Origin of the sequence: Nocardioides sp., assembly GCF_050246775.1 — a bacterium.
Lineage (GTDB): Bacteria > Actinomycetota > Actinomycetes > Propionibacteriales > Nocardioidaceae > Nocardioides.
This window is the reverse complement of sequence record NZ_JBFWVK010000001.1, coordinates 152,916-171,295: the sequence shown is the minus strand read 5'-3', so window position 1 is coordinate 171,295 and position 18,380 is coordinate 152,916. Positions and strand designations below refer to the sequence as shown.

Sequence of the window (18,380 nt, the reverse complement as noted above, 5' to 3'; positions counted from 1 at the left end):
CCCCCAGTGGCTGAGATGTTCTACGACGACGACGCCGACCTTTCCCTGATCCAGGGCAAGAATGTCGCCGTCCTCGGTTACGGCAGCCAGGGCCACGCCCACTCGCTGTCCTTGCGTGACTCCGGCGTCGATGTGCGCATCGGTCTGCCCGAGGGCTCCAAGTCCCGGGCCAAGGCAGAGGCCGAGGGCCTGCGCGTGCTCACTCCGGCCGAAGCCGTCGAGGAAGCCGACGTCATCGTCATCCTCGCCCCCGACCACAAGCAGCGCGAGCTCTACAAGCAAGATGTCGAGCCCAACATCACCGCCGGCGACACCCTCGTGTTCGGGCACGGGTTCAACATCCGCTTCGGCTACATCACCCCACCCGAGGGCGTGGACGTGTTCATGGTCGCCCCGAAGGGTCCCGGCCACCTGGTGCGCCGCGAGTACGTCGACGGGCGCGGCGTACCTGTGCTCGTGGCGGTCGAGAAGGACGCGTCCGGCAAGACCTGGGATCTCGCGCTGTCCTACGCCAAGGCGATCGGCGGTCTGCGGGCCGGGGGCATCAAGACGACCTTCACCGAGGAGACCGAGACCGACCTGTTCGGTGAGCAGGCCGTCCTGTGCGGCGGTGCGTCCCAGCTGGTGCAGTACGGCTTCGAGGTGCTCACCGAGGCCGGCTACCAGCCCGAGGTCGCCTACTTCGAGTGCCTGCACGAGCTCAAGCTGATCGTCGACCTGATGTACGAGGGCGGCATCGCCAAGCAGCGCTGGTCGGTCTCGGACACGGCTGAGTACGGCGACTACGTCTCCGGCCCCCGGGTCATCGACGAGCGGGTCAAGGAGAACATGAAGGCTGTCCTGGCCGACATCACCAACGGCAGCTTCGCGCAGCGGTTCATCGATGACCAGGATGCCGGCGGCCCGGAGTTCAAGGCGCTGCGGGCCAAGGGCGAGGCCCACCCGATCGAGGGCACGGGTCGCGAGCTGCGCAAGCTCATGGCCTGGGTCAAGAGCCACGACTCCGACTACGTCGAGGGCACCGCCACCCGCTGACCTGTCGCAGCTGTACACGCCCAAACCGCTGACCCGTCGCAGATGTACGCACATCTGCGACGGGTCAGCGGTTTTCTGATGCACATCTGCGACAGGTCGGTGCTACTTGACCTCTGAGCGCATCACCATCGTGAGACCGACGGCCAGCGGTGCGACCAGCCAGATCAGGCTCGCCACCCCGAGGTTGGCCCACTCCTCCGCGCTCAACGACCCGTTGAACAGCGGGGCGGAGGCGAAGTTGATGTCCACCCACGGCTGCAGATCGCGGAACCAGTCCTGCAGGCTGGCCAGGATCATGAAGGCGGCCGGCAGCACGAACGAGTAGACCAGGTAGGTGACGATCGCGGCCGAGGAGTTGCGCACGAGCACGCCGAGCATGAAGCCGATCACCATCCCGAGCACGTTGCCGAGCACGATCAGCCCGAAGTGCAGCAGGCTGACGTCCCAGACCGTGTCGGTGCCCGTGATGGCCGTGCCGACCACGTTGCCCAGTGCTCCGATCGCTGCGGCCATGGCCATGGAGACGACCCCCACGACGAGTGAGGCGAAGGCCTTGGACGCGATCACCCGACCCCGGTGCGGGACCATGGTGAAGGTGGTCAGTCCGTTGCGCTGACTCCACTCGCTGGTCACCGACAAGATCGCGACGATCGGCAGGATGACAGCCATCGGGAACCCGATCGCGGCCGCGAAGGTGTCGTAGGTCAACTCGCTGTCCGGGGCCCACAGGATCACCGCCCCGGTAGCCAGGAGCGAGGTGATGGCGATGCTCGCCATCAGCCAGAACCCGGATCGGGTGTCGAACATCTTGCGAAGCTCGACGCCGACGAGTCGGGTCATCGGGATGGGCCGCGGTACGGCGCGGGTGGTGCGGGTCTCGGGTGCTACTGCGACGGCGCTCATGCCGCTGCTCCTTCTCGTTGGGTGTCGGCGGTCAGCTCGAGGAACATCTCCTCAAGCCCCGCGCCATCGGCTGAACGCAGTTCGGTGAGGGGCACGCCGGCCTCCAGGGCGACCTTGCCGACCAGGGATGGGTCGGCGTCGGTGCGCAGGGCTCCGTCTCCGGAGGGGGTGTAGGCGATGCCGGCGGCGAACAGGGCCCGTTCGAGCTCCACCAGGCCGGCTGCCCGCACGAGGGTTCCGGCGGCGGCCAGCAGGTCGAGTTTCGTGCCCTGGGCGACGATGCGGCCGTTGCCGATCACCACCAGGTCGTCGGCGATGACCTCGATCTCGTGGAGCAGGTGGCTGGAGAGCAACACCGTCCCGCCCCGGTCGGCGTAACCGCGCAGCAGGTCGCGCATCCAGCGGATACCGGCCGGGTCGAGGCCGTTGGCCGGCTCGTCGAGGATCAGGACCTCGGGGTCACCGATGAGCGCGTTCGCGATGCCGAGACGCTGCCGCATGCCGAGGGAGTAGTTGCGCACCCGACGGCCCGCCTCGCTTTCGGTCAGGCTGACCAGGTCGAGCATCTCCTCGACCCTGGTACGCGGCAGCCCCATGGTGCGCTGTGCGATGGTGAGGATCTCCCGGCCGGTGCGACCGGCGTGCTGCGCCGACGCATCGAGCAGAACTCCGACCTCCATCCCCGGGTTGGGCAGATCGGCGAACGAGCGACCGGAGATGCTCGCGTGACCCGAGGTGGGCGGGGTCAGGCCGACCATGATCCGCATGGTGGTGGACTTGCCGGCGCCGTTCGGTCCGAGGAAGCCGGTCACGCGGCCCTCCCGGGCGCTGAACGTGACGTCGTCGACGGCGGTGAACCCGGCGTACTTCTTGGTGAGTGCTTCGACTGTGATCATGACGAGAAGACTGGCTGTCCCAGGGGTCTGCGCACATCAGGGAAGCCGCTGAACCAGCCCCCGGCTCTGACCCGGAGATCACCTCAGGGTCTACCCCGAGACCCTGCAACGTGTACATCTGCGACAGGTCGATGACTTATTCGTGTACAGCTGCGACAGGTCGGCGAAAGAGGCGCATGTCGGCGTCATACCACCGGTGCACCACCCCTTCGTCGCTCATGCCGAGCTTGCGGCAGACGTTCATGGAGGGCTCGTTGCCGAGATGGGTGACGGCCAGGATCTCGGGCAGCCCGGCGGCGAACCCGTGTGCCATCACGGCCTGCGCCGCTTCGGTGGCGTAGCCCTGACCCCACGCGTCGGGATGCAGCCACCAGCCGATCTCGACCTCGCCCGCCGTCGCGTTGGGCAGCGTGAGCAGGAGTACGGCGCCCACAAGCTCAGCATCCGCCTTCGTCTCCACGGCCCAGTAGCCCAGCGGAGGCGTGAGCGAGAGCCCGTTCCAGCGGGCGATCCGCTGGCGGGCCTGGTCGACCTCGGTGAGGAGGACCGTCGGGCCATCGCCCAGCCAGCGCATCACCTCCTCGCGGCTCATGATGTCGAGCAACCGAGGGGCATCGTCATCGCGCCACGCTCGGAGCGTGAGCCGCCGCGTCGTGAGGTCCATGGGAACAGACTCGCACCGGGCATGGTTGGGGGGAACGTGAGAATCGAGATCTGGTCCGACATCGTGTGCCCGTGGTGCTACATCGGCAAGCGCCGACTGGAGACGGCACTGGCCGGCTTCCCGCACGAGGTCGAGGTGGTGTGGCGCTCCTTCCAGCTCGACCCGGGCTCCCCGGTGCAGGCGACCGAGACGGTAGCGGAGCACCTGGGCCGCAAGTACGGCGGTGGCCGGGAGGCGGGGCAGCGGATGATCGACAACGTCGAGGCCGTGGCAGCCGAGGAAGGGCTGGTCTACCGCCTCGGTGAGGCCAAGCGGGTCAACACCGTGGACGCCCACCGGTTGCTGCACCTGGCGCAGAGCCAGGGCGTGCAGGCCGAGCTGGAGGAGGCCCTCTTCTCGGCGTACTTCACCCAGGCGGCCGACGTGGGTGACCACGAGGTCCTACGCAGGCTCGGGGTCGAGGTCGGACTCGAGCCGGACCGGGTCGACGCGACGCTGGACAGCGACGAGTTCCGCGACGCGGTGTACGCCGACATCGAGCAGGCGCAGGCTTACGGGGCCACGGGCGTGCCGTTCTTCGTGATCGACGCGAAGTACGGGATCTCCGGCGCCCAGCCAGCCGACGTGTTCACCCAGGTCCTCGAGCAGGCCTGGGCCGACTCCCACCCCACGCTGCAGATGACACCCTCGAGCGGTGAGGGGGCCTGCGGGCCCGATGGGTGTGCGGTCTAGGTCTCACTGACCTGGCCGTCATCGACGTGCCAGCGACGGTCGACCCCGACCGCCTCGAGGAATGCGACGTCGTGGCTGACGACCACCAGTGTCCCGGTGTAGTCGGCCAGGGCTGACTCCAGCTGCTCGATGGCGGCCACGTCGAGATGGTTCGTGGGTTCGTCGAGGACCAGGAGGTTGACCGCCCGGGCCTGGAACAGCGCCATCAGGGCTCGGGTGCGCTCTCCCAGGGAGAGACTGCGGGCCGGCCGGTCCACGTGCTCGGCGCCCAGCCCGAACTTGGCGAGCAGGGTCCGCACCTCGGCCGGATGGGGGTCACCGAGCAGGTGGCGAAGGATGTCCACCACCGTGGCATCGGACTCGAGCAGGCCGCGCTGCTGGTCCAGGACGCCGACCCGCACGCGTGCGCCGAGTGACTGACGGCCCTCGGTCAACGGGAGGTCTCCCAACAGCGCCGCCAGGAGCGTGGACTTGCCGCTGCCGTTGTCACCGCTGACCGCGACGCGGTCGCCGCGCTCCAGCGACAGGTCGAGTGGACCGAGGCGGAAGGCAGGGCGCTGCACCAGGGCCCCGGACAGGGTCGCCACGAGCTCGGTCGAGGCTGGACCCGCGTCGATGGCATAGCGCAGCTGCCACTCCTTGCGCGGTTGCTCCACCTCGGGCAACCGGACCGCCGCCCGCTTGAGCCGTGCAGCCTTCCCGGCCTGCCGGTCGGCCCGCGCCTTGTCGCGCTCGCGCAGGTGCTTGTCCGGCTCCTCGCCGCGCGCGACCGTCCGCTGCCCCTTGGCTGCCCACCCGTCGCGTTGACGGGCCTGGGCGATCAGGGCGTCTCGATGCCCGGCGTACTCCTCGAAGGCCCGGTGCGCCTGGCGCCGGGCGAGCGCACGCGCAGCGACGTAGTCCGCATACGTCCCGTGGTGGTGCCCGACCCGCTGCTGGGCCAGGTCGAGCTCGACGACATCGGTCGCCACCGCGTCCAGGAAGCCTCGGTCGTGGCTCGCGATCAGGACGGGCCCGTCGTGCCCGCGCACGAAGTCGGTCATCAGGGCCAGACCGCGCGCATCGAGGTTGTTGGTCGGCTCGTCGAGCAGCAGTACGTCGTACCTGCTGAGCAGGATGACCACCAGGCCGACGCGGGCCACCTGCCCGCCGGACAGCGTGCCGAGCCGGCGATCGGTGTCGACGTCGAGCCCGACCTGGGCGGCGGCGAACGGGATCCGCTCCTCGAGGTCCGCGGCACCACAGGAGAGCCAGGCCTCGAGCTTGGCCGAGTAGTGCTCCGCAGCTCCCGGGGAGCCGGCCGCCAGAGCCTCGGCGGCGGCCTGAAGAGCCAGGTCGGCGGCCGCCACGCCGGTACGGCGCCGGGCGTGCTCGAGCAAGGTCTCTGTCGGTTCGGGCAGCTCCTGGGGCAGCCAGCCGATCGTGGCATCGGCCGGGGCGAGGCGTACCGAGCCGGCCTCGAGGGGCAGGTCGCCGACGATCGCACGCATCAGCGTCGACTTGCCCGATCCGTTGGCGCCGACGACGGCCGTGACCGAGCCGTCACCGATCGCGAGATCGAGGCCGTGGACGAGCGGGCGCGCGCCGTAGGCGACGCCGACCCGGGTGAGGGTGAGGGTGGTGGGCACGTGAAGGTCCTGACACGACAGAAGGGTGCTCCGAGGGGGGCCGAGGGAGCGCGCGTTAGTCAGGAATGGTCCACGGCTCAACGCTAACGGATGCCCGCAACCGATTTGCCGGCCAGCGGGTAGTGTGGTTTGTCGCACAGCGTCGTGCACTCACCATCGTTCTGCATTGAGGAACTCGCTGTGACCAAGCCGGTCGTACTCATCGCCGAAGAACTGAGCCCCGCGACCCTCCAGGCACTCGGCCCGGACTTCGAGATCAGGACCTGCAACGGCGCCGATCGCACCGAGCTCCTCGCCGCGATCGTGGAGGCCCACGCCCTGCTGGTGCGCTCGGCCACGAAAGTCGACGCCGAGGCGCTGGGGGTCGCGCGCAACCTCAAGGTGGTGGCGCGCGCCGGTGTCGGCCTCGACAACGTGGACGTCCGCACCGCGACCATGAACGGTGTGATGGTGGTCAACGCGCCGACCTCCAACATCGTCAGTGCCGCTGAGCTCGCCGTCGCGCTGATGCTGGCCGCCGCCCGCCACGTCAGTCCTGCCCATGCGGCGCTGCGCAACGGTGAGTGGAAGCGCTCGAAGTACTCCGGGATCGAGCTCTACGAGAAGACCGTCGGCATCGTCGGGCTCGGCCGGATCGGTGTCCTGGTCGCCCAGCGGCTGAGCGCCTTCGGCATGAAGGTCATCGCCTACGACCCCTACGTGCAGGCCGGTCGAGCGGCACAGATGGGGGTGCGGCTGGTCGACCTGGACACCCTGCTCGCCGAATCCGACTTCATGAGCGTGCACCTGCCCAAGACCTCCGAGACGGCCGGACTGATCGGCGACGAGCAGCTGATGAGGGTCAAGCCGTCCCTGGTCCTGGTCAACGCGGCCCGCGGCGGCATCGTCGACGAGGCCGCGCTCTACGCGGCCCTCAAGGAGGGCCGGGTGGCCGCGGCGGGCCTCGACGTCTTCACCAAGGAGCCGTGCGTCGACAGCCCGCTCTTCGAGCTGGAGAATGTCGTCGCGACGCCACACCTGGGGGCCTCCACCCAGGAGGCCCAGGAGAAGGCCGGCATCGCGGTCGCCAGGTCTGTCCGCCTGGCGCTCAGCGGTGAGCTGGTCCCCGACGCGGTCAACGTCCAGGGCGGCGTGATCGCCGAGGAGATCCGTCCTGGCATCCCCCTGACCGAGCGGCTGGGTCGGATCTTCACCGGCATCGCCGGTGAGGTGGCGCAGTCGGTCGACGTCGAGGTGCGGGGCGAGATCACCGAGTACGACGTGAAGGTGCTGGAGCTCGCGGCGCTCAAGGGTGTGTTCAGCGACATCGTGGAGGACCAGGTCTCCTACGTGAATGCTCCGCTCCTGGCGGCCGAGCGCGGCACCGCCGTACGTCTGGTCTGTGAGGCGGAGAGCCCCGACCACCGCAACCTGATCACGCTGCGCGGCACCCTGGCCGACGGGTCACAGATCTCGGTCAGCGGCACCCTGATCGGCATCAGCCAGCGCGAGCGGCTCGTCGAGGTCAACGGGTTCGACGTCGACCTGGAGCCCACCGACCACCTGGCGTTCTTCACCTATGACGACCGCCCCGGGATGGTGGGCACTGTCGGCGTGATCCTCGGGGACGCTGGGGTCAACATCGCGGGCATGCAGGTCTCGCGCGACGCCAAGGGTGGCAAGGCGCTGGTGGCGCTGTCGGTGGACTCGGTGATCCCGAGCGGCTGCCTGGAGGAGATCGAGTCCGCGATCGCTGCCGACTCGGTCCGCACGGTCAACCTGACCTGACCTCAGGCCACCATGATGCGGGGCCGGGGATGGTCCCCGTGCCCGAGCGTGGCCCACGCGGCAGCCAACCGCACCACGGCCTCCTCCAGCTGGTCGCCGGGCAGCGTCCACGGGATCCGGACGAACCGGTCGAGACCACCTTCGGCGGCGAAGACCGGCCCGGGAGCCAGGATCACCCCGCGGCGCTCGGCCTCCGCGACCACGGCCGTCGCTGCTGCGTGGGGGAGCTCGCACCACAGCGCCAGTCCGCCGGCCGGCAGCCGGAAGCGCCAGTCGGGCAGGTGGCTGGCCACGGCGGCGGCCAGTCGATCACGCTGACTGCGCAGCCGGGAACGCTGCTCGGCGAGCACCGGCTCCGGGTCGGCCAGGAGCCGGGCCAGCACGAGTTGCTCGAACACCGGGGCGCCGAGGTCGAAGCCGACGCGGGCGCGGGTCAGCTGGACCATCTGCTCGTCGGAGGCGCGGATCCACCCCAGCCGCAGGCCGCCCCAGAAGGACTTGCTGGCGCTGCCGATCGAGATGGTCGAGGCCGCGTACGACGCGAACGGTCGTGGCATCGCCTGACCCTCCAGGGGCAGTGACTGATGGGCCTCGTCCACCACCGCGACGGTGCGGGTCACTCGCAGGTGCTCGGCGTAGGCGGCCCGTTGCTCGTCGCTCATCAGGTTGCCGGTGGGGTTCTGGAAGTCCGGGATCAGGTAGGCCAGCGTGGGGCGGGTCTGCTGGAGGGTGGCGGCCACGGCGTCGAGGTCCCAGCCGTCGGGGTCCACAGGGGAGGGCACCAGTCGGGCGCCGTTCTGGCGCAGGGCCTGGGTGGCGTTGGGGTAGACGGGGGACTCGACCATGAGCCGGTCTCCGGGACCGGTGAGTGCCTGGGCGACGATGGCGGCCGCGGTCAGCGCGCCGGGCGTGACCATGATCTGCTCCGGCCTGGTCGGCAGCCCGCGGGCGGCGTACATCGCGGCGATGGCTGCCTGCAGCATCGGGATGCCGGCCGGGAAGTAGCCGTGCCCGCCGAGGTGGGCGGGCAGCTCCTCCACGGCGGCCGCATAGGCCTTCGCGACCCCGGGCGGTGCGGAGGCGGCCGCACAGTTGAGGTCGATGGCGTCCTCGTCCCCGGAGTAGGGGAGCAGGGCGTTGTCCAGCGCGCGACGCCGCCCGCCGGGAACGCGGGTGAAGGTGCCGGCTCCCTGTCTGGCCTCGGCGTAGCCGCAGTCGCGCAGCTCGGCATAGGCCCGGGTGACTGTGGTGCGCGAGACGGCCAGCGCCTCGGTGAGCTCCCGCTCACTGGGCAGTCGGGTGTCCAGCAGGATCCGACCGTCGCCGATGAGTAGACGCAGGGCCGCGGCCAGGCCGGCGTACGCCGGAGACCGGTCGAAACCGGTGACGAGAGTGGCCACCCGGGAGGCACTGATGGAACGGCTCATGCAGGCCACTATCTCATGATTGGCTATTTCAGGACAGGCCAATTGGCCCCACGATGGATCCATGACCACGACTGCCGTTCCCCGGCCCGCGCTCACCGACCTGGGGCCGATCGCCCAGCTGCGCGCCGGCAGGCTCACGCGTCGTCTGGTGCAGCTGTTCGTCGGGCTGTTCCTGTACGGCGCCTCGCTGGCGTTGATGGTGCGCGGCGCCCTCGGCCTGGCGCCGTGGGACGTCATGCACTCCGGGCTGATCCGCTTCATCCCCCTCACCCTGGGCGAGATGGTCGTGGTCGTCAGCTTCGTGGTGCTCGTGCTGTGGATCCCGCTACGCGAGAAGCCGGGCATCGGCACCGTGGCCAACGCCTTCGTGGTGGGCTTCTCGGCCGACGCCACGCTGGCGGTGCTGGCCCGGCCCGACGCGCTCTGGGAGCGGGCCCTCCTGACGATCGCCGGGGTGGTGCTCTGCGGGCTGGCCACGGCCCTCTACATCGGCTCCCAGTTCGGTCGGGGGCCGCGTGACGGGCTCATGACCGGACTGGTGCGACGCACCGGTTGGTCCCTGCGTCTGGTGCGCACGGGTCTCGAGGTCACCGTCGTGGTGCTCGGCCTGGCTCTGGGGGGCGGACTCGGCATCGGGACGGTGTTCTTCGCGCTGGCGATCGGCCCGCTGGCCCAGTTGATGCTGCCGTGGTTCACGGTGGCGCTGGACCCGCGGCCAGCGCTAGCGGCGGGTGGCGATCAGGGCTGAGGCATCGGGCGCCACCATCACCTCGACGGTGGTGAAGCGCTCATCGGTCAGCCACGACTCCCGCAAGGTGTCCACGCGTCCGCTTGTGATCGGCGGCCACTGGGCGCACGGGACGAAGTCGTCGAGCACGACGATGCCGCCGGGTTCGACGAGATCGGCGATCGAGTCCACCCCCACCTCACTCGGTGAGCCCGAGTCCAGGAAAAGCAGGGAGAAGGGCCCGCGATCGTGCAGGGTCGACCAGTCCGCTGCCAGCACCTCGACGTCAGGGTCCTCCACGAAGATCTGCTGGGCCGCCTTGGCCAGTCGCGGGTCGAGCTCCGCGGTCAGGATCCGCCCTTCGCGGATCCCCGAGCGCAGCCAGGCGGTGCCGACGCCACAGCCCGTGCCGAACTCTGCCAGGGTCCCGGAGCGGGTGGCGGCCAGGGTCGCCAGCAGACGACCGGTCTCGTTGCGGCAGAACGAGACGTAGCCAGCGCGCCGGCACACGTCGAAGGCACGCGTCACGATCTCGGGCAGGTCGGGAGGGGCGCTCATGGCTGGAGTCTTTCATCCTGAAATGGCGGTCTCGCCATGTGAACTGTTCAACCAAATCCGGTGCGTGCCGATCCGGCTCGGCGTACCGTGATCCCATCATGCGGAAGTTCAACGTACTTATCGTGCGCCGCGGCGGGGCCCAGCACTAACACTGCTTGTGAGGCCACCTCGTCGCGGTGTTCGGCGTTGACGGTCTCACAGCACAGCTGAAGATGCCTCCGCGGCGGGTTTCCCGCCAGTCACCGTGCGCGATCCGCACCTCCTGGAACCTCCGCACTCATGCGATCCGTGAGTCGTTTTCCGGACTCCTGCCGCGGAGGCAGGCCCCTTGAACGCTCACTTTCGCCATTTCCAGGAGAATCACCATGTACGACATGTACCCCGAGTGGGGACCGGCCGCTCACGACCCGGAGCACCCACTGCACACCGGCTCGACGCAGACAGCGCTGCAGACCGCGCTTGACCTGCGAGACAACGGCGGCGAACGCCCGGACGACAACTAGCCTCGTCGCCATGACTGACACAGGTTCGCTCAAGCTGGCTGTCGTTCCCGGTGACGGGATCGGCCAGGAGGTCACGGCAGAGGCCCTCAAGGTCCTCGAGGTCGCGGCCCCGGCTGGGGTGAAGTTCGAGCAGACCCGCTACGACCTGGGTGCGGAGCGCTACCTGGCCACCGGCGAGGTCCTGCCCGACAGAGTCCTCGCCGAGATCCGCGAGCACGACGCGATCCTGCTGGGAGCAGTCGGCGGCAAGCCGGGTGACCCCAACCTGCCGCCGGGCATCCTCGAGCGCGGGCTGCTGCTGCGACTGAGGTTCGAGCTCGACCACTACGTCAACCTGCGTCCCTCCAGGATCTTCCCCGGCGTCACCTCGCCGTTGGCCGACCCAGGCGAGGTCGACTTCGTCGTCGTGCGTGAAGGCACCGAGGGGCCCTACACGGGCAACGGTGGCTCGATCAGGGTGGGCACCTCCGCCGAGGTCGCCACCGAGGTGTCGCTCAACACCGCCTTCGGTGTGGAGCGCGTCGTACGGGACGCCTTCGCCCGGGCCATGCGCCGGCGCAAGAAGCTCACGCTGGTCCACAAGACCAACGTGCTGGTGTACGCCGGAGCCGTGTGGTCACGACTGGTGGCGGAGGTCTCGACGGAGTTCCCCGAGGTGTCGGTGGACTACCTGCACATCGACGCGGCCACGATCTTCATGACCACCGATCCGTCGCGCTTCGATGTGATCGTCACCGACAACCTGTTCGGCGACATCATCACCGACCTGGCCGCCGCCATCACCGGTGGCATCGGGCTGGCTGCCTCCGGCAACATCAACCCGGACCGCACCGCCCCCTCGATGTTCGAGCCCGTCCACGGCTCTGCTCCCGACATCGCCGGCCAGCAGAAGGCGGACCCGACGGCAGCGATCCTGTCGGCGTCCCTGCTGCTGGACCACCTGGGCCACCCCGAGGCAGCAGCCGCCATCGAGACAGCCGTGCTGGCCGATCTCGCGGAGCGCGTACCCGGCTCGACGCGGCGTACTTCCGAGGTGGGCGACGCGATCGCGGCGCGCGTCTCGGGCTGAGGCGATCCCCGGTCGGCCGGGGAAACCCACGGTTGCCAGGGGTTGCGACCCCTGACAACCGCCAGTTCTCCCTGACACCCCACGGACCTGTCGTACGACGGGCCGCAGACCCGACGTGAAAGGTCGGCTAACGTGACGACCATGGACATCAGCACCACCCTCTCCAGTGACCTCGTGGACGACGACCGGCTGGCCGGGATCCTGGCCAACCCTGGTTTCGGCACCTACTTCACCGACCACATGTTCACGGTGGAGTGGACGCCCGACGCCGGGTGGCACGACGCCCGGATCACGCCCTACGGTCCCTTGACGATGGACCCTGCGAGCGCCGTCCTGCACTACGCCCAGGAGACGTTCGAGGGCATGAAGGCCTACCGCCACGCCGACGGATCGGTCTGGACCTTCCGCCCCGAGGAGAACGCCAAGAGGATGGCGCGCTCCAGCCGGCGACTCGCGTTCCCCGAGCTGGAACCGGCCGACTTCGTGGCAGCCGTCGACGCCCTGGTGCGCGTCGACCAGCGCTGGGTGCCCGACGCGGAGGGGGAGAAGAGCCTCTACATCCGGCCGTTCATGATCGCCACGGAGGTGTTCTTGGGGGTGCGTCCGGCCCACCACGTGACCTTCATGGTGATCGCCAGTCCCGCCGGTGCCTACTTCAGCAAGGGGGTCAAGCCGATCACCCTCTGGCTGACCGAGGACTACACCCGAGCCGGCCGCGGTGGCATGGGCGCGGCCAAGACCGGCGGCAACTACGCCAGCTCCCTGGTGGCCCAGCAGGAGGCGAGCTCCCACGGCTGCGACCAGGTGGTCTTCCTCGACGCCCAGGAGGGCCGCTACGTCGAGGAGCTCGGCGGCATGAACATGTACTTCGTGCACGACGACGGCACGATCGTCACCCCGGAGACCGGCACCATCCTGGAGGGCATCACGCGTGCGGCCATCATCGAGCTGGCCGGCAAGATGGGCCACCAGGTCGTCGAGCGCAAGGTCGACATCGACGAGTGGCGCGAGGGAGTGGCCAGCGGCCGCATCACCGAGGTGTTCGCCTGCGGCACCGCAGCCGTGGTCACCCCCGTGGGTGCGCTCAAGTGGGACGGCGGCGAGGTCGGTTCCTCCGACGGTGACGCCGGCGAGCTGACGATGAAGATCCGCCAGGCTCTGGTCGACATCCAGTTCGGTCGCGCCGAGGACACGTTCGGCTGGATGCACCAGGTCCGCGCGGAGCCGCGACTACCGCAGTTCACCCGGACTCCGGTCTACGCTGCTCTCGTGACCGCCCTGCCCCGAACGCAGCCTCCCGGCCCCATCCAGGTGGGCCCCTACACCTTGCTGTCGCGCATCGGCGAGGGTGGCATGGGTGTGGTTCACCTCGCCCGGCGCTCGGACGGGCACCGGGTGGCCCTCAAGGTGCTGCGTCCCCACATCGTCGGTGACGACGAGGCCCGCGAACGGCTGGCTCGTGAGGTCAACTCGCTGAGCCTGATCCGCAGTCGTTGGGTCGCCGAGATCGAGGACTCCGACCCGTGGGGCCCGATTCCCTACGTCGCCACCCGCTATGTCCCGGGGTTGTCGCTCCACGACCACGTGCGCGAGGACGGTCCGGTCCAGGACCTGGCCTGGTTCGCCGCGCGGCTGGCCGACGGGCTGCAGGCCGTGCACGCGGTGGGAGTGCTGCACCGCGACGTCAAGCCCTCCAACGTGCTCATGGAGGGCCGGGCCCCGATCCTCATCGACTTCGGGCTGGCCCGGGTCGCCGACGACCCGCGGCTGACCCACACCGGATGGCTGCTGGGCACCCCCGGCTACCTCGCCCCGGAGATCCTGTACGGCGAGGACGCCACCGCCGCTTCCGACATCCACTCGTGGGCGGCGACCGTCGCGTTCGCCGGCACTGGGAATCCGCCGTTCGGCCGCGGTCCGTCCATGGCGATCATGGACCGGGTCCGCCGGGGTGAGCACCAGCTCGGTGGGCTTCCGAGTGGCCTGCGCGACCTGCTCGACGCTGCCCTGTCGCCGGAGCCCCTCGAGCGCCCCTCGCTCCGGGAGATCCGGACCGAGCTCGCCGGCGACCGGCCCGCGCCGACCGCCGTGCGCCCGATGCCGGCTGAGGAGGCACCGCTGACGATGCCCTACGCGGCCGTCGCAGCAGCCCCCGCAGAGGCGCCGACCGCACGCACCGAGCCCGACGACCCGACTCGCGTCTTCTCCACGGAGGTGTGGAGCGACGAGCCGGTCGAACCGGACCTCTTCGTCGAGGAGGACCTCGACACCGCGGGACGGCTGAGGCGCCTTGCCCTCACGGGGTCGCTGTTGATCCTGGCCACGGTCAGCATCGCGCTGGCGCCTTACCTCGCGACAGCGGTGCTGGTGACGCTGGTGTGGGTCCTGCGGGCCGGGTCACTGGCGGGCAGTCGCCACCAGGACCGGCTGATGCGTCGCGGGCGACGCTGGTACGACGCGCTCGTGCTGCCCTTCAGCTATCCCTGGTTTCTCGTCGTGGCCCTGCCCGGACTGTTCCTACTGACGTTCTGGGCCCTGGGCCTCGGGCTCGCGGCCGGCTTGGTCTGCTTCGCGTTCAGTGCACCGACGGACACCACCCTGGCCATCGCCGGGGCCAGCGTGGTGACGGCCCTGTGGTGGGGACCGGGGGGTTCCCGCTTGCGCGGCCCGGTCCGCCGTGCCGTGCTCAGCGCCAGCCGCCGGCCACTGGTGTGGGGACTGATGACGGGGGGACTGCTGGCCGGGGCGGCCGTGGCCGCGTTGGTCCTGGGCGCACAGGGAGTGAACTGGGCACCGGCCACCGAGGGTCCGTTCGCCGGCAGCTCGTTCCTGGGTGGCCTGTTCTAGTCCGCCACGGGGATGGACGCCTCGGGCTCGTCGTCCGGGTCCTCCGGGGTCTGTTGGAACTGACCGGGCTCGGCGCCGAGATTGCGCAGCGCCATCGTCATCTCCCCGAACTGCCGGCGGGACACGTCCTCGGCGGCCAGCACGCGCAGCGCGCCCAGCACCGACCCCCACAGCACCGAGCTCCCGATGGCGCGCAGCACCGTGCGGTCCGGGTCGGCGTCCATCACCCAGTCGATGTCGTTCTCGGCAGCCAGCAGCGCTGCGGCGCCGTACACCTGCATGCGCTCGCCGGAGGGGGGCAGTCCGATGCTCTCGAGCGCGCTGATGGCCCGGGCCAGCCAGGCGAGGTGGGGGGACTCGGGGTCGATCGACCAGCCCAGCGCCCGGACGGCGGCGAGTGCCGGGGTCAGGTCGGTCTCGTCGTAGCGGGCAGCCTTCGCTGCAGCGTCGTAGACCTGGACCAGCGCCTCCACCATCTGCCCCGGTGGCTTGGCAAGAGCGTCGAGGATGCCCTGGATCTCGGCGTGCGTGAGGTGGCCGACCTCGAGGAGGGCGCGGATCAGGCGTAGTCGCTCGAGGTGGGTCTCGTCGTACTCCGCCTGCGTGGCGCTGACCAACTGTCCTTGGTGCAGCAGTCCGGAACGCAAGTAGAACTTGACGGTACCGACAGGCAGATCAGCCTGTTCGCTGAGTTCGCTGATGCGCATTTTGTCCTGATTGGTCGGGCGGGGAGTCCGATGTGAAACAGGGGTGATCTTAGATAAGCATCCTTCGGGGGTGACGGGCAGCCCCCGGTCTAGTTGACCTCTGTAGTGTTCGTATCCCGGGACGGACACGCCGTCGCGGAGGCTTCCGTGGCAAGATCGACACATGAAGATGTCGGAGATCGTCATTCCTTAGCGCGTCAGCCTCCCTGACGCGCAAACCTCTCGTGTTCGAGAGGTTTTTTTGTGCCCTCTGCGACCTCGACGACACCCTGCGAGACGAAAAGAATGCCGAAAATGACCGACCAACTGGACCTCCACGGAAGCTTCCACGTCTACGACACGACCCTGCGTGACGGTGCGCAGCAGGAGGGCTTGAACCTGTCGGTCGCCGACAAGCTCCAGATCGCGCGCCAACTCGATCTCTTGGGCGTGGGCTACATCGAGGGTGGCTGGCCCGGGGCGAACCCCAAGGACACCGAGTTCTTCGCTCGCGCGGCCTCCGAGCTCGACCTGCGCCATGCGAAGCTCGCAGCCTTCGGCGCCACCCGCCGAGCCGGCAACGTGGCCGCGGACGACCCGACGGTGGCCGCGCTGCGCGAGAGTGGTGCCTCGGTCGTGACGCTCGTGGCCAAGTCCCACGACCGCCACGTCGAACTCGCGCTGCGTACCACGCTGGCGGAGAACCTCTCGATGATCCGTGACACCGTCACCCATCTGCGCGCCGAGGGCCAGACGGTCTTCCTCGATGCCGAGCACTTCTTCGACGGCTACCGCGACAACCGCGACTACGCCCTGGAGGTGCTACGCACGGCCTATGAGGCCGGCGCCGAGGTGCTCGCCCTGTGTGACACCAACGGGGGCATGCTGCCGACCCGGGTCGCCGACGTCGTGCACGACGTCGTCGAGGCCACCGGCGTACGCGTCGGCATCCACTGCCACAACGACACCGGCTGTGCGGTCGCCAACACTCTCGCGGCGGTCGCTGCTGGCGCCACCCACGTGCAGGGGACCATCAACGGCTACGGCGAGCGCACCGGCAACGCCGACCTGGTCTCGGTCATCGCCAACCTCGAGCTCAAGCTGGACCGTCGTGTGCTGCCCCCGGGCCTGCTCAAGGACGCCACCCGCATCGCCCACGCGGTCGCGGAGGTCACCAACTTCCCGCCGGCGTCGCGTCAGCCGTACGTCGGCACCTCGGCGTTCACCCACAAGGCCGGCCTGCACGCCAGCGCGATCAAGGTGGACCCCAACCTCTACCAGCACATGGACCCGATCGGGGTGGGCAACGACATGAGGCTGCTGGTCTCCGACATGGCGGGTCGTGCCAGCATCGAGCTCAAGGGTCGAGAGCTCGGCTTCGAGCTCGACCAGGACCTGGTGGCCAGGGTGACCGCGCGGGTCAAGGAGCAGGAGCTGCGCGGCTACACGTTCGAGGCGGCCGATGCCTCCTTCGAACTGATGCTGATCGAGGAGGTCGACGGCGCCCGGCTGTCCTACTTCGACGTGGAGTCGTGGCGGGTGATCACCGAGACCCGTCCCGGGGACGAGGCAGTCTCAGAGGCGACGGTCAAGCTGCGGGCCGGGGGCGAGCGGTTCGTCGTCACGGCCGAGGGCAACGGGCCGGTGAACGCTCTCGATGCGGCCCTGCGCACGGCGATCGGACAGGCCTACCCCGAGGTGGTCAAGTTCGAGCTCATCGACTACAAGGTGCGCATCCTCGACCAGGGTCACGGCACCGACGCGATCACCCGGGTCCTCATCGAGACCTCGGACGGGGAGTCGTCGTGGGTCACGGTGGGGGTGGGACACAACGTGATCGAGGCGTCGTGGGATGCCCTGGTCGACGGACTGACGTTCGGGCTGCGCCGCCAACAGGCGGCGCGTTAGCCGAACACGGCGGGGCTGAGCAGGCCGGTGCCCAGCAGCAGGGCCGCGACCAGGTTGGTCACCGAGAACACCCCGAGCGTGCCCAGGCCGACCCCCCACAGGGTGCGTTCCCAGCCCTGGCGCTGCGCGTCGTTGGCGATCAGGGCAGGCAGCATGACCGTCATCACGGTCAGGCCGCGCACGGGTTCCCACAGCCCGTCGCTCATGCCCCGGGCGACCAGCTCGGCCGTCGACCCGATGAGGGCCCCGAACAGGACCATCGTGGACAGCTTGCGCCGGCCGAAGAGCAGCAGGCGCGGCATCATCAGCTTGGCCACGACCGCCCAGGTGAGCACGGCGACGACCAGGATGAAGGCCAGGTCCCACCACCGGTCGATGAGCAGCGCGAGGTAGGCCGCGGTGATGAATCCACCCGAGCGCAGCCCGAGCCGCGCGAAGAGCGCCATCCCGATCAGGACGCTGGCCGCCACCGCCACCAGGAGCAGCCGGCGGTCGTAGCCCAGCACTGAGGCCAGCACCTCAGGTGGCGCCACCTGGGCATTGGTGAGGTCCAGGAGCTCCACGTAGACGTAGAGGAAGGTGCCCAGGATCGCCGTCGTGGCCAGGATGGCCATCAGGGTGTTGTGGATGCCCTGACGCGACATGTCGTGCGCGATGATGCCCGGCACCAGGAAGCCCACCGTGCCCACGGTCAGGTCCCACGGTCCGAGCTGTCCCCACACGCCGCGCAGCACGAACACCGATCCGACCAGGGCCAGCCCGACGAGCACCTCGAGCTCGAACTTGCGGCGCCCGTAGAGGATGCGGCGTCGGGTGATGCCCCGGTCGACGATCAGGTGGGTCAGCACGCCGGCCGCGACCGTGAGGATGACGGTGAGCGGAGCGAGCAGGGCCAGGGCCAGGTAGGCCGGCACGATGGCGCCACCGGTGGTCAGCTGCAGACGCTCGTAGAACAGCATCGACACCAGCACTCCCACCACGAGGGTCACCCGGACCACGTCAGGGGAGTAGAGGTAGGGATTCACCGAGC

At 69.5% G+C, this 18,380-nt stretch carries 16 protein-coding genes and 1 pseudogene; 9 read left to right on the top strand and 8 right to left on the bottom strand.

Annotated elements, in window-relative coordinates:
• The first annotated feature begins 6 nt into the window (after window positions 1-6).
• Window positions 7-1,035, top strand: a complete 1,029-nt coding sequence (gene ilvC, locus AB7I40_RS00865; RefSeq protein WP_428346495.1) for a ketol-acid reductoisomerase — start codon at window positions 7-9, stop codon at window positions 1,033-1,035.
• Window positions 1,036-1,137: 102 nt separating this feature from the next.
• Here the strand turns inward: ilvC and AB7I40_RS00860 are convergent, their stop codons facing one another.
• From AB7I40_RS00860 to AB7I40_RS00850, 3 genes are all read right to left on the bottom strand, one after another.
• On the bottom strand, window positions 1,138-1,938 hold the full coding sequence (locus AB7I40_RS00860) for an ABC transporter permease (protein WP_428346494.1): 801 nt from the start codon (window positions 1,936-1,938) through the stop codon (window positions 1,138-1,140).
• Window positions 1,935-2,834, bottom strand: a complete 900-nt coding sequence (locus tag AB7I40_RS00855; protein ID WP_428346493.1) for an ABC transporter ATP-binding protein — start codon at window positions 2,832-2,834, stop codon at window positions 1,935-1,937. The genes AB7I40_RS00860 and AB7I40_RS00855 overlap by 4 nt, the downstream gene beginning before the upstream one ends.
• A gap of 136 nt (window positions 2,835-2,970) precedes the next feature.
• On the bottom strand, window positions 2,971-3,498 hold the full coding sequence (locus AB7I40_RS00850) for a GNAT family N-acetyltransferase (RefSeq protein ID WP_428346492.1): 528 nt from the start codon (window positions 3,496-3,498) through the stop codon (window positions 2,971-2,973).
• Window positions 3,499-3,534: 36 nt separating this feature from the next.
• Between AB7I40_RS00850 and AB7I40_RS00845 the strand changes: the two genes are divergently transcribed.
• Window positions 3,535-4,230 (top strand): DsbA family oxidoreductase, encoded by a 696-nt coding sequence (locus AB7I40_RS00845; RefSeq protein WP_428346491.1) that lies wholly within the window; start codon window positions 3,535-3,537, stop codon window positions 4,228-4,230.
• Here AB7I40_RS00845 and AB7I40_RS00840 read toward each other — a convergent pair.
• Complete coding sequence (locus AB7I40_RS00840) at window positions 4,227-5,858, bottom strand: ABC-F family ATP-binding cassette domain-containing protein (RefSeq protein ID WP_428346490.1); 1,632 nt, start codon at window positions 5,856-5,858, stop codon at window positions 4,227-4,229. The genes AB7I40_RS00845 and AB7I40_RS00840 overlap by 4 nt on opposite strands.
• 180 nt (window positions 5,859-6,038) lie before the next feature.
• Here AB7I40_RS00840 and serA point away from each other — a divergent pair, with 180 nt between their 5' ends.
• A complete protein-coding gene (gene serA, locus AB7I40_RS00835; RefSeq protein WP_428346489.1) occupies window positions 6,039-7,625 on the top strand; it encodes a phosphoglycerate dehydrogenase in 1,587 nt (528 codons plus the stop codon).
• Between the two features lie 2 nt (window positions 7,626-7,627).
• Here serA and AB7I40_RS00830 read toward each other — a convergent pair whose 3' ends face one another.
• Window positions 7,628-9,052 (bottom strand): PLP-dependent aminotransferase family protein, encoded by a 1,425-nt coding sequence (locus AB7I40_RS00830; RefSeq protein ID WP_428346488.1) that lies wholly within the window; start codon window positions 9,050-9,052, stop codon window positions 7,628-7,630.
• Between the two features lie 61 nt (window positions 9,053-9,113).
• Here AB7I40_RS00830 and AB7I40_RS00825 point away from each other — a divergent pair, with 61 nt between their 5' ends.
• Complete coding sequence (locus AB7I40_RS00825) at window positions 9,114-9,800, top strand: YczE/YyaS/YitT family protein (RefSeq protein WP_428346487.1); 687 nt, start codon at window positions 9,114-9,116, stop codon at window positions 9,798-9,800.
• On the opposite strand, the gene AB7I40_RS00820 is transcribed toward AB7I40_RS00825, so the two are convergent.
• Window positions 9,774-10,337 (bottom strand): O-methyltransferase, encoded by a 564-nt coding sequence (locus AB7I40_RS00820; protein WP_428346486.1) that lies wholly within the window; start codon window positions 10,335-10,337, stop codon window positions 9,774-9,776. The genes AB7I40_RS00825 and AB7I40_RS00820 overlap by 27 nt on opposite strands.
• A 365-nt stretch (window positions 10,338-10,702) precedes the next feature.
• On the opposite strand from AB7I40_RS00820, the gene AB7I40_RS00815 reads away from it, so the two are divergent.
• From AB7I40_RS00815 to AB7I40_RS00800, 4 genes and pseudogenes are all read left to right on the top strand, one after another.
• Window positions 10,703-10,840: a hypothetical protein gene (locus AB7I40_RS00815; protein ID WP_428346485.1), complete on the top strand. Its 138-nt coding sequence runs from the start codon at window positions 10,703-10,705 to the stop codon at window positions 10,838-10,840.
• A 10-nt stretch (window positions 10,841-10,850) separates the two neighbouring features.
• Window positions 10,851-11,909, top strand: coding sequence for a 3-isopropylmalate dehydrogenase (locus AB7I40_RS00810; protein WP_428346484.1), 1,059 nt, complete (start codon window positions 10,851-10,853; stop codon window positions 11,907-11,909).
• Between the two features lie 141 nt (window positions 11,910-12,050).
• Window positions 12,051-13,124 (top strand): annotated as a pseudogene (locus AB7I40_RS00805) (branched-chain amino acid aminotransferase); the annotation flags it as partial.
• Window positions 13,113-14,756, top strand: coding sequence for a serine/threonine-protein kinase (locus tag AB7I40_RS00800; RefSeq protein WP_428346579.1), 1,644 nt, complete (start codon window positions 13,113-13,115; stop codon window positions 14,754-14,756). The pseudogene AB7I40_RS00805 and the gene AB7I40_RS00800, both read left to right, overlap by 12 nt.
• Here AB7I40_RS00800 and AB7I40_RS00795 read toward each other — a convergent pair.
• The gene (locus AB7I40_RS00795; protein ID WP_428346483.1) at window positions 14,753-15,463 is read right to left on the bottom strand and encodes a MerR family transcriptional regulator; all 711 of its coding nucleotides are present in this window, start codon (window positions 15,461-15,463) and stop codon (window positions 14,753-14,755) included. The genes AB7I40_RS00800 and AB7I40_RS00795 overlap by 4 nt on opposite strands.
• A gap of 294 nt (window positions 15,464-15,757) precedes the next feature.
• On the opposite strand from AB7I40_RS00795, the gene cimA reads away from it, so the two are divergent.
• Complete coding sequence (gene cimA, locus AB7I40_RS00790) at window positions 15,758-17,350, top strand: citramalate synthase (RefSeq protein ID WP_428346482.1); 1,593 nt, start codon at window positions 15,758-15,760, stop codon at window positions 17,348-17,350.
• Here the strand turns inward: cimA and pgsC are convergent.
• Window positions 17,347-18,375, bottom strand: coding sequence for a poly-gamma-glutamate biosynthesis protein PgsC (gene pgsC, locus AB7I40_RS00785; protein WP_428346481.1), 1,029 nt, complete (start codon window positions 18,373-18,375; stop codon window positions 17,347-17,349). The two genes, cimA and pgsC, sit on opposite strands and share 4 nt — an antisense overlap.
• Window positions 18,376-18,380 lie beyond the last annotated feature (5 nt).

Coding starts and splice junctions, on each gene's coding strand:
- AB7I40_RS00860 (WP_428346494.1), bottom strand. CDS start 1,938: ATGAGCGCCGTCGCAGTAGCACCCGAGACCCGCACCACCCGCGCCGTA.
- AB7I40_RS00855 (WP_428346493.1), bottom strand. CDS start 2,834: ATGATCACAGTCGAAGCACTCACCAAGAAGTACGCCGGGTTCACCGCC.
- AB7I40_RS00850 (WP_428346492.1), bottom strand. CDS start 3,498: ATGGACCTCACGACGCGGCGGCTCACGCTCCGAGCGTGGCGCGATGAC.
- AB7I40_RS00830 (WP_428346488.1), bottom strand. CDS start 9,052: ATGAGCCGTTCCATCAGTGCCTCCCGGGTGGCCACTCTCGTCACCGGT.
- AB7I40_RS00825 (WP_428346487.1), top strand. CDS start 9,114: ATGACCACGACTGCCGTTCCCCGGCCCGCGCTCACCGACCTGGGGCCG.
- AB7I40_RS00820 (WP_428346486.1), bottom strand. CDS start 10,337: ATGAGCGCCCCTCCCGACCTGCCCGAGATCGTGACGCGTGCCTTCGAC.
- AB7I40_RS00815 (WP_428346485.1), top strand. CDS start 10,703: ATGTACGACATGTACCCCGAGTGGGGACCGGCCGCTCACGACCCGGAG.
- AB7I40_RS00810 (WP_428346484.1), top strand. CDS start 10,851: ATGACTGACACAGGTTCGCTCAAGCTGGCTGTCGTTCCCGGTGACGGG.
- AB7I40_RS00800 (WP_428346579.1), top strand. CDS start 13,113: ATGCACCAGGTCCGCGCGGAGCCGCGACTACCGCAGTTCACCCGGACT.
- AB7I40_RS00795 (WP_428346483.1), bottom strand. CDS start 15,463: ATGCGCATCAGCGAACTCAGCGAACAGGCTGATCTGCCTGTCGGTACC.
- cimA (WP_428346482.1), top strand. CDS start 15,758: ATGACCGACCAACTGGACCTCCACGGAAGCTTCCACGTCTACGACACG.